We start from the raw sequence: 10,863 nt of genomic DNA on the forward strand, positions 1-10,863 counted from the left end.
TGATGCTAGAAGCTGGCGGCCCGCGGTGGCCGCTGAATCCGCCGGTCGGTGCGGGATAAGGGCGTTCGTCACACCCGCCCGCGCGGACCCGACGTACTCTGGTCACCGTGCGATTGCAGCGACAAGTGGTGGACTACGCGCTCCGGCGCCGTTCCCTGCTGGCCGAGGTCTACTCCGGACGTACCGGGGTGTCCGAGGTCTGCGACGCCAACCCGTATCTGCTCCGGGCGGCGAAGTACCACGGCAAGACCAGCGCGGTGGTCTGCCCCATCTGCCGCAAGGAGCAGCTCACCCTGGTGTCGTGGGTGTACGGCGACGACCTGGGCCCGGTGTCGGGTTCGGCGCGTTCCGCCGAGGAACTGGTGCTGTTGGCCACCCGTTACCCGGAGTTCTCGGTGCACGTGGTCGAGGTGTGCCGCACCTGCAGCTGGAATCATCTGGTGAAGTCGTATGTGCTGGGCCTCGCACGCCCACCGAAGGGGTCCCGGGGTCGGCGGACGGCACGCAGTGGAGCCCGTACCGCCAGTGAGTAAACACCACGACGATCGGCCGGAGGCTGCCTCGTCGCGGCCGTCCGACGTCGGCGCTCGCCGCGCACCGGGCCCGCCCGATGACCGGCAGACCACGATCATCCCCGCCGTCGACGACGCGGTCACCGCCGACCTCCGCGATCCGATCGACGCCGTCAAAGCCGCCCTCGACGGCGCGCCGCGGCAACGCGAGCAGGCACTGAGCGCACGGCGCCCGCCCCGGCGGGAGCCGCCGGAGGAACCATCCGACGTGCCGCCGCGGCGAAACCTGCGCTCCGAGCACACCGAGCGGCCCGCTGCGCAAGACCTGCGGGACTGGCTGCGCCGGCACCCACCGAACTGGCGGTGGATCCGGCGAGGGCTCTACATCGCCGCCGCGGTCATGCTGCTGCTGCCGATCATCACCTTCGCGATGGCCTACTCCATCACCGATGTGCCCTCGCCCGGCGACATCCGCACCAACCAGGTGTCGACGATTCTGGCCAACGACGGTTCGGAACTGGCGAAAATCATTCCGCCGGAAGGCAACCGCGTCGACATCGACATCAATCAGGTGCCGGTGTATGTGCGCAACGCGGTGCTGGCCGCCGAGGACCGCGACTTCTACTCCAACCCGGGCTTCTCGGTGTCGGGTTTCGCCCGCGCGATCAAGAACAACCTGTTCGGCGGTGACACCCAGGGCGGCTCCACGATCACCCAGCAGTACGTCAAGAACGCCCTGGTCGGATCCGAGCGGGCCGGGATGGGCGGATTGCTCCGCAAGGCGAAAGAGCTCGTGATCGCCACCAAGATGTCCAGTGCATGGCCCAAAGATGATGTGCTGCAGGCCTATCTGAACATCATCTACTTCGGCCGCGGCGCCTACGGGATCGCCGCGGCGTCCCGGGCCTACTTCGACAAGCCGGTCGAGCAACTCGACATCGCCGAGGGCGCGCTCCTGGCCGCGCTGATCCAGCGGCCGTCCACGCTCGATCCCGCCGTCGACCCCGAAGGTGCGCTCGACCGGTGGAACTGGGTGCTCGACGGCATGGTGGAGACCGGAGCGCTGTCGGCCGGGGAGCGTGCCGCCCAACAGTTCCCGGAGACGGTGCCACCGGAGCTGGCCCGCTCCCAGAACATCACCACCGGGCCCAACGGGCTGATCCAGCGGCAGGTCACCAAGGAACTGCTGGAGTTGTTCAACATCAATGAGCAGACCCTGAACACCCAGGGTTTGCAGATCACCACCACGATCGACCCGCAGGCCCAAAGCGCCGTCGAAGACGCGGTGGAGACCTACCTCAAAGACCAGATTCCCAACATGCGTTCGGCGGTGGTCTCCATCGATCCGCGCGACGGCGCGGTGCGCGCCTATTACGGCGGCTCGGACGCCAACGGCTTCGACTTCGCCCAGGCCGGCCTGCAGACCGGGTCGTCGTTCAAGGTGTTCGCCCTGGTGGCCGCGCTGGAACAGGGCATCGGCCTGGGCTACCAGATCGACAGTTCGCCGCTGACCCTCGACAACGGCCGGACCAAGATCACCAACTCCGAGGGTGAGAGCTGCGGGGTCTGCAATATCGCCGAGGCGCTCAAGCGCTCGCTGAACACCGCCTACTACCGGCTGATGCTCAAACTCAAGAACGGGGCGCAGGACGTCGCCGACGCGGCGCACCAGGCCGGGGTGGCCAAGAGTTTCCCCGGTGTGCCGCACACCCTTTCCCAAGACGGCGGGCCGCCCGAAGGCGGCGTCGTGCTGGGGCAGTACCAGACCCGGGTGATCGACATGGCCTCGGCGTACGCCACGCTGGCCGACTCGGGCGTCTACCACCCGCCGCACTTCGTGGCGAAGGTGGTCAACGCCGAGGGCCAGGTGCTGTTCGACGCCCAGACGTCCGAAGACACCGGGGAGCAGCGCATCCCCAAAGAGGTCGCCGACAACGTCACCTCGGCCATGCAGCCCATCGCCGGCTGGTCGCGCGGACACAACCTGGCCGGTGGCCGGCCCTCGGCGGCCAAGACCGGCACCACCCAGCTGGGGGATACCGGCGCCAACCGGGACGGCTGGATGGTCGGTTACACGCCGTCGTTGTCGACCGCGGTGTGGGTCGGCACCACCGGAGGCGATGAGCCGCTGGTGAATCAGTGGGGCGGCCAGGTGTACGGGGCGGGCATTCCGGCCGACATCTGGAAGGCCACCATGGACGGCGCGCTGCGGGGCACCTCCAACGAGACCTTCCCGACGCCCACCGAGATCGGCGGCTACGCGGGCGTGCCGGCCGCACCGCCGCCGCCCCCGCCGCAGGAGACCGGGCCGCTGACCGAGCCGTCGGAGACCGTCATCCAGCCGACGATCGAGATCGCCCCGGGTATCACCATCCCGATCGGTCCGCCGACCACGATCCCGGTCGCTCCGCCCGCGCCGTCCTCGGCGCAGGAACCGCAGTCCCCGGGATCCCCCGAGCAGTCCACGACCGCGCCGGGTGAGCCGGCGGTTCCGTGACGCAGCGCCCGGTCTGCTCGCCGCAGCCGTTGGCCGCTGATCTGCGCAGCGCCGACGACCGCGACTTGCCTAGCCGCACAGACGAATTCGCCCATGCGCTGTCGAACACCGTCGGCGGCCCGGTCGGCCGGCACGCGCTCATCGGGCGCGGCAGGTTCATGACGCCACTGCGGGTGATGTTTTTTATCGCAGTGCTGTTCATGGCGTTGGGCTGGACCACCAAGTCGCCCTGCCTGCAGAGCGTCGGCAGCGGCGGCCCCGATCAGCGGGTGGCCAACTGGGACAACCAGCGCGCCTACTTCCAGCTGTGCTACTCCGACGTCGTACCGCTCTACACCGCCGAGCTGCTGGACCAGGGCAAGTTCCCGTACAAGTCCAGCTGGGTGGAGAAAGACTCCTCCGGCAAGGAGCAGATCCGCTACGACGGGCAGCCCGCGAAGCGCTACATGGAGTATCCGGTGGTGACCGGGCTCTACCAGTACTCGGCGATGGCGCTGGCCAAGACATACACCGCGATCACCAAGGTGGTGAAGATCCCGGCGCTGAGCGGGGTCGCCGAAGTGGTGGTGTTCTTCGACATCGTCGCGCTGGGCCTGGCCCTGGCCTGGCTGGCGACGGTGTGGGCCACCGCCGGGCTGGCCGGACGGCGGGTCTGGGACGCGGCACTGGTGGCCGCCTCACCGCTGGTCATCTTCCAGATCTTCACCAACTTCGACGCGCTGGCCGTCGCGCTCGCCGGCGGCGGGCTGCTGGCCTGGGCCCGACGGCGGCCGGTGGCGGCCGGGGTGCTGCTCGGGGTGGGCACCGCCGCCAAGCTGTACCCGGCGCTGCTGTTGTTTCCGCTGCTGGTGCTGGGACTGCGCACCGGGCGGCTGGCTGAGGTCAAGCGCACGGCGGTGGCGACGGTGGTGGCCTGGGCGGCGGTGAACCTGCCGGTCCTGGTCTTCGCGCCGCGGGGCTGGAGTGAGTTCTTCCGGCTGAACTCTCGCCGCGGCGACGACATGGATTCGCTGTACAACGTGGTGAAGTCGTTGACCGGCTGGCGCGGCTTCGACGGCGACCTGGGCTTGTGGGAACCCCCGACGGTGCTCAACCTCGTCGTCGCCGTGTTGTTCGCGCTGTGCTGCGCCGGGATCGGCTACCTCGCGCTGACCGCGCCGCGGCGACCGCGCCTGGCGCAGTTGGCCTTCCTGGTGGTGGCGGCCTTCCTGCTGACCAACAAGGTGTGGAGCCCGCAGTTCTCGCTGTGGCTGGTGCCGCTGGCCGTGCTGGCCCTGCCGCATCGCCGGGTGCTGTTGGCCTGGATGACCGTCGACGCGCTGGTGTGGGTGCCGCGGATGTACTACCTCTATAGCGTCCCGGACCGCAGCCTGCCCGAGCAGTGGTTCACCACCACGGTGCTGATGCGCGATCTGGCGGTGCTGGGCTTGTGCGCGCTGGTGATCCGGCAGATCTACCGCCCGGAGCGGGATCTGGTGCGCGAGCACGACGTCGACGACCCCGCCGGCGGGGTGTTCGACGGGGCGCCGGATGCGCCCCCGGCCCGGTTGCCAACCCGGTTGCGGCCCGCACCGGTTGGGCCTGATCCGGCCGATTTCGTTCCCCAGCCCAGCCTCCGGTAACCTAGCCGGGTTGCCGACGCAGGCGACCCTCCTGCCGTGGACACATCCACGGCCGCACTACGACCATAGGAGGTGATGAGGTTCCCATGCGTCCATACGAAATCATGGTCATCCTTGACCCCACTCTCGACGAGCGCACCGTCGCCCCGTCCCTGGAGACGTTCCTGAACGTCATCCGCAAGGACGGCGGAACGGTGGAGAAGGTCGACATCTGGGGCAAGCGGCGCCTGGCCTACGAGATCGCCAAACATGCCGAGGGCATCTACGCGGTCATCGACGTCAAGGCCGCCCCCGCGACGGTTTCGGAGCTCGACCGTCAGCTCGGCCTGAACGAGGCGGTGCTGCGCACCAAGGTGATGCGGACCGACAAGTCGTAGCAGGCTGTCGCCGCCGTTGCGTAGGCTCAGGCTGCGAAAGCAGCATCAAGCGCTGCCACCGACCTTAGGAGGGCCCCGTGGCAATTGGTGACACCACGATCACCGTCGTCGGAAACCTGACCGCGGACCCCGATCTGCGGTTCACCCCGTCGGGAGCGGCGGTCGCCAACTTCACGGTGGCGTCCACCCCGCGGGTCTACGACCGGCAGAGCGGTGAGTGGAAGGACGGCGACGCGCTGTTCCTGCGGTGCAACATCTGGCGCGAGGCCGCAGAGAACGTCGCCGAGAGCCTCACCCGCGGATCGCGGGTGATCGTCACCGGTCGGCTGCGGCAGCGGTCCTTCGAAACCCGTGAGGGCGAGAAGCGCACCGTCTACGAGGTGGAGGTCGACGAGATCGGCCCCTCGTTGCGGTACGCCACCGCCAAGATCAACAAGGTCAGCCGCGGCGGCGGCGGAGGCGGCTTCGGCGGTGGGGGCGGCGGCATGCAGTCCCCGGCGGCGGCCTCCTCCGGCGGTGCGCCCGCAGAAGACCCGTGGGGCAGTGCTCCGGCGTCCGGCTCGTTCGGCGGCGCCGACGACGAACCGCCCTTTTAGACCAACGAACCACAGCACGAAAGAGATAGATAGATGGCGAAATCCAACAAGCGGCGGCCGGCTCCCGAGAAGCCGATCAAGACTCGCAAGTGCGCGTTCTGCTCCAACAAGAAGCAGGTGATCGACTACAAGGACACCTCGCTGCTGCGCACCTACATCAGTGAGCGGGGCAAGATCCGCGCCCGCCGTGTGACCGGCAACTGCGTTCAGCACCAGCGCGACATCGCGCTCGCGGTGAAGAACGCCCGCGAGGTCGCGTTGCTGCCCTTCACCTCGTCGGCGCGCTAGCCGGCCACTGAAATCCGAGAAAGTACGAAACGATGAAGCTGATTTTGACCGCTGAGGTGGACCACCTCGGGGCGGCCGGAGACACCGTCGAGGTCAAGGACGGATACGGCCGCAACTACCTGCTCCCGCGGGGGCTGGCGATCGTCGCCTCACGCGGCGCGCAGAAGCAGGCCGACGACATCCGCCGGGCCCGCGAGACCAAGCAGGTGCGCGACCTGGACCACGCCAAGGAGATCAAGGAAGCTCTGCAGGCGCTGGGCACCATCACCCTGCCGGTGAAGACCTCCGGCGACTCGGGCAAGCTGTTCGGCTCGGTGACCGCCGCCGACGTGGTTGCTGCGATCAAGAAGGCCGGCGGGCCCAATCTCGACCGGCGGATCGTCCGGCTGCCCAAGGCCCACATCAAGGCCGTCGGCAGCCACCCGGTGTCGGTGCACCTGCACCCCGAGGTCAACGTCGACGTCACGCTCGACGTCGCCGCGGCGAACTAAGCGCCTACTCGCACAGCCCCGGTGGCGCCCTGATCGGCTCCGCCGGGGCTTTGCTGTGCCCAAATCCGGTTAACTTCGGTTAACTCCGGCTAACTTTTAGGTCGGTGCGTACTCCTGGTGCTATTTACCCGGTCGTGGAGCCCCGTCCACCTACTCGCAAGGCAACACGCCCAACATGGCAACCTGCGCCGACACGCCGAAGAGATTGTCCTCCACAGTGCAGAGGCCAGGGTGTGGTGCGCTTACCTGCGAAGATACCCAAACCAGAGCGGACCATCCACAGGTCTTCCCCACCGTCCCAAACAAGTGAAGGACCGGTGTCCACACTTCATCCACACCTTTGTGAACAAGCGCGTTTGGTGCCGTCGTCAGCAACGCCTAGCGTCAACCCGGCACGACGCGATGGGGGTGTCGGTGTCCACGATTATGGTCGGGACATAAACGTCGAATAGATGTTCGAGCGTGCTGCGGAGGAGGTGGGGCGTATGGCAGTGGTCGACGACCGCGGGCACTCGGAGCTCGAGGAGCCGCCCCGCGAGGATGTCGGCCGCCAGCCGCCCCAGGATGTCGCCGCAGAGCAGTCGGCGCTCGGGGGCATGCTGCTGAGCAAGGACGCCATCGCCGACGTGCTGGAGCGGTTGCGGCCCGGTGACTTCTACCGTCCGGTGCACCAGAACATCTACGACGCGATCCTGGATCTCTACGGTCGCGGCGAGCCGGCCGACCCGGTGACGGTGGCCGCCGAACTCGACCGCCGCGGGCTGCTGCGCCGGGTAGGCGGCGCCCCGTATCTGCACACGCTGATCTCGACGGTGCCGACGGCGGCCAACGCCGGCTACTACGCCGGGATCGTCGCCGAGAAGGCGATCCTGCGCCGGCTGGTGGAGGCCGGCACTCGAGTGGTGCAGTACGGCTATGCCGGTGCGGAGGGCGCCGATGTGGCCGAGATCGTCGACCGGGCCCAGGCCGAGATCTACGACGTCGCCGAGCGGCGTACCTCCGAGGACTTCGTCCCGCTCGAGGACCTGCTGCAGCCCACCATGGACGAGATCGACGCGATCGCCTCGCACGGCGGGATCGCGCGCGGGGTGCCGACGGGCTTCACCGACCTCGACGAGGTGACCAACGGGCTGCACCCGGGGCAGATGGTGATCATCGCGGCGAGGCCGGGTATGGGTAAGGCGCTGGCGCTGAACACCCCGCTGCCGACACCGAACGGCTGGACCACGATGGGCGACGTCGCCGTCGGGGATGAGTTGCTGGACGCCGATGGTCGACCCACCCGGGTGGTGGCGGCCACCGAGGTGATGCTGGGCCGGCCGTGCTTCGAGGTCGCGTTCTCCGACGGCACGGTGATCGTCGCCGACGCCGAGCACCTGTGGCCGACGCACACTGGCGTCCGCACCACCGCGCAGCTGCGCTGCGGGCTGGACCAGATAGCCCCGGCGGGTGTGGAGGCTGGCCGCGCCGGCGGCACCGCGCTGCTCGCGCCCGCGCTGAGCCTGGTGTCGGTGCGCCGGGTGCCCAGTGTCGCGGTGCGCTGCGTGCAGGTCGATAACCCGGCGCGGCTCTACCTGGCCGGCCGCGGCATGGTGCCCACCCACAACTCCACGCTGGCGTTGGACTTCATGCGGTCCTGCTCGATCAAGAACCGACTGCCCAGCGTCATCTTCTCCCTGGAAATGGGCAAGTCCGAGATCGTCATGCGACTGCTCTCGGCCGAGGCGAAGATCAAGCTCGGCGACATGCGCTCGGGCCGGATGACCGATGACGACTGGACCCGGCTGGCTCGGCGGATGAGCGAGATTAGCGAGGCGCCGCTCTACATCGACGACTCGCCGAACCTGACCATGATGGAGATCCGCGCCAAGGCCCGCCGACTCAAGCAGAAGGCAGACCTGCGCCTGGTGGTGGTCGACTACCTGCAGCTGATGACCTCGGGCAAGCGGGTCGAGTCGCGCCAGATCGAGGTCTCGGAGTTCTCGCGGCACCTCAAGCTGCTGGCCAAGGAGCTCGAGCTGCCGGTGATTGCGCTCAGCCAGCTCAACCGTGGCCCTGAGCAACGCACCGACAAGAAGCCGATGCTGGCCGACCTGCGTGAGTCCGGCTGCCTGACGGCTTCGACGCGAATCCTGCGGGCCGACAACGGCTCCGAGGTCACTCTGGGTGAGTTGATGCGCACCGGCGAGCGCCCGCTTGTGTGGTCACTGGACGACAAGCTGCGGATGGTAGCCCGGCCGATGACCAACGTCTTCCCAAGCGGGCATCGCGAGGTGTTCAAGCTGCGGATGGCCTCCGGACGTGAGGTCGAAGCCACCGCCAACCACCCTTTCCTGACTCTGGATGGCTGGGTTGCGTTGGCCGACTTGAACGTCGGGGATCGGCTGGCGGTGCCGCGGCGGGTGCCCGAGCCGGTGGACACCACGCGGATGGAAGACTGCGAGGTCATCCTGCTGGCGCACATGATCGGCGACGGGTCGTGCGTGAAGAACCAGCCGATCCGGTATGCGTCCATCGATGAGGCGAACTTGACCGCGGTGACGGCGGCGGCCATGCACTTCGGGGTGATGGCGGTGCGCGATGAGTACCCGGCCGCTAGGGTGACCACGCTGCGGTTGCCGGCGCCGTACCGGTTGACGCACGGCAAGCGCAATCCGATCGCGGCGTGGCTCGACGGGTTGGGACTGTTCGGCAAGCGCAGCTACGAGAAGTTTGTGCCGCAAGAGGTTTTCGCGCTGCCGAACGATCAGGTCGCACTGTTCCTGCGGCATCTGTGGGCAACTGACGGGTCGGTGTCCTGGGACGCCAAGTATAGGGTCGGTCACATCTATTACGCGTCGACGAGTCGGCGGCTGATCGACGACGTGGCGGCACTGCTGTCGCGGATGGGTGTGTTCGGTCGCATCAAGCGGGTGCCCAAGGCCGGTTATCGCGACTGCTGGCACCTGTGCCTCTTCGGTGCGGAGAACCAAGTCAGGTTCCTGCACATCGTCGGGGCGCAGGGCGCTAAAGCGGTGGGAGCCAAGGCGATTCTGGCCAATCTTCAAGGTGTGACACGCAACCCGAACCTGGACACCGTTCCGAGAGAGGTCTGGGTGCAGGTTCGTCGTGCGCTGGCGGATCAGAAAATGACCCACCGGCAGTTCGCCGCTGCCATGGACACGAAGTTCTGCGGCTCGACGATGTGGAAGCACGCGCCGAGCCGGGCCCGGCTGCACCGCGCCGCCGCGGTGCTCGAGGATCTGGACATTCACGCACTGGCGACCAGCGACGTGTACTGGGACACCATCGTGGAGATCACCAGCATCGGCGAGCACGATGTGTTCGATGGGACCGTAAGTGGCACACACAATTTCGTGGCGCAGGGGATCTCAGTTCACAACTCGCTAGAACAAGATGCGGACATGGTTATCCTTTTGCACCGCCCTGACGCCTTCGAGCGCGACGACCCCCGCGGCGGTGAGGCGGACCTGATCCTGGCCAAGCACCGTAACGGGCCGACGAAGACCGTGACCGTGGCGCATCAGTTGCATCTGTCGCGGTTTACGAACATGGCGCACTGACGCTCCACTACGTTTGTAGGGTCTCACGCTGCGTGTCATATTCTCAGCGGCGGTGTCATGTCCTTGTAATGTGTCTCACGAACGTGTCATATGGATAGACGCATATGTCAGAGTGTTCGTGATCGCGACTGCGTCCATGGCCCGTTTGCTCTAGCGCTGTCTGTGAGTCCGCGGCCAGAGCCGGGTATTCGTGCTTGGGTAGCGACAAGGCCGATGAAACGATTGCTCAACGCCGCAGCTGGCGCTGGTTTTTCTATCTAGAGCAGGCCGATCACGAGAGCCATCGGCTAAGTCCCTTGGGTTGGTGGGGTTTCGGTTCTGCGGCTGACCGGGGCGGATGGGCTCTGGTGTGTCGTTGAGGGCTTTGGGGTGGGTCATCGCGTAGTGGTCAATGAGTTACCGACCAAAGTGACTCAAGCAAAGGACGCACAACGCGATGACCCACGACCATTCTGCCCTGCTCACCCAGCTCGATGCGCTGAAGTCCGCTGATGCCGGTTCGATGTTCGCCGAGTTGATCCGGGCCGGGCTGCAGTCGCTGATCGAGGCCGAAGCCGCGCACCAGATCGGCGCCGACCGGTACCAGCGCAGTGCGCAGCGCACCACCGTGCGCAACGGGCACCGCCCCAAAACGGTGTCGACCACCGCCGGCGACATCGAGGTGCAGATCCCCAAACTGCGGGCCGGGTCATTCTTCCCGTCGCTGCTGGAACCACGCCGGCGCATCGATAAGGCGCTGCACGCGGTGATCATGGAGGCCTACGTGCACGGGGTCTCGACCCGCAGCGTCGATGACCTGGTCGCCGCGATGGGCGTGGCCTCGGGGGTTTCCAAATCGGAGGTCTCGCGCATCTGCGCTGGCCTGGATCGTGAGATCGAAGCTTTCCGCACCCGCAGCCTGACCCACACCGCGTTCC

Annotated in this window: 9 protein-coding genes; all 9 read left to right on the forward strand. The window is 67.3% G+C overall.

Annotation, left to right across the window (positions count from 1 at the left end; all coding sequences use genetic code 11):
- The first annotated feature begins 107 nt into the window (after positions 1–107).
- Positions 108–533 carry a DUF5318 family protein gene (locus AC5Y31_RS11190; RefSeq protein ID WP_065023221.1) on the forward strand — a complete coding sequence of 142 codons (426 nt, stop codon included), beginning with the start codon at positions 108–110 and terminating at the stop codon, positions 531–533.
- The gene (locus tag AC5Y31_RS11195; protein ID WP_499980316.1) at positions 451–3,009 is read left to right on the forward strand and encodes a transglycosylase domain-containing protein; all 2,559 of its coding nucleotides are present in this window, start codon (positions 451–453) and stop codon (positions 3,007–3,009) included. The genes AC5Y31_RS11190 and AC5Y31_RS11195 overlap by 83 nt, the downstream gene beginning before the upstream one ends.
- Complete coding sequence (locus AC5Y31_RS11200; protein ID WP_499980318.1) at positions 3,006–4,631, forward strand: glycosyltransferase family 87 protein; 1,626 nt, start codon at positions 3,006–3,008, stop codon at positions 4,629–4,631. Before AC5Y31_RS11195 ends, AC5Y31_RS11200 begins: the two co-directional genes overlap by 4 nt.
- An 86-nt stretch (positions 4,632–4,717) precedes the next feature.
- Positions 4,718–5,008: a 30S ribosomal protein S6 gene (rpsF, locus tag AC5Y31_RS11205; protein WP_064854044.1), complete on the forward strand. Its 291-nt coding sequence runs from the start codon at positions 4,718–4,720 to the stop codon at positions 5,006–5,008.
- A 77-nt stretch (positions 5,009–5,085) separates the two neighbouring features.
- Positions 5,086–5,604 (forward strand): single-stranded DNA-binding protein, encoded by a 519-nt coding sequence (locus tag AC5Y31_RS11210; protein WP_207511590.1) that lies wholly within the window; start codon positions 5,086–5,088, stop codon positions 5,602–5,604.
- Between the two features lie 33 nt (positions 5,605–5,637).
- Positions 5,638–5,892, forward strand: coding sequence for a 30S ribosomal protein S18 (rpsR, locus tag AC5Y31_RS11215; RefSeq protein WP_019736050.1), 255 nt, complete (start codon positions 5,638–5,640; stop codon positions 5,890–5,892).
- Between the two features lie 32 nt (positions 5,893–5,924).
- Positions 5,925–6,383, forward strand: coding sequence for a 50S ribosomal protein L9 (rplI, locus tag AC5Y31_RS11220; RefSeq protein WP_499980319.1), 459 nt, complete (start codon positions 5,925–5,927; stop codon positions 6,381–6,383).
- Between the two features lie 485 nt (positions 6,384–6,868).
- A complete protein-coding gene (locus tag AC5Y31_RS11225; protein ID WP_499980321.1) occupies positions 6,869–9,946 on the forward strand; it encodes a replicative DNA helicase in 3,078 nt (1,025 codons plus the stop codon).
- 436 nt (positions 9,947–10,382) lie between these two features.
- On the forward strand, positions 10,383–10,863 hold a 481-nt coding region (locus tag AC5Y31_RS11230), incomplete at its 3' end, for a transposase (protein ID WP_499980324.1).

It is taken from the genome of Mycobacterium sp. NGS18 (assembly GCF_059813185.1).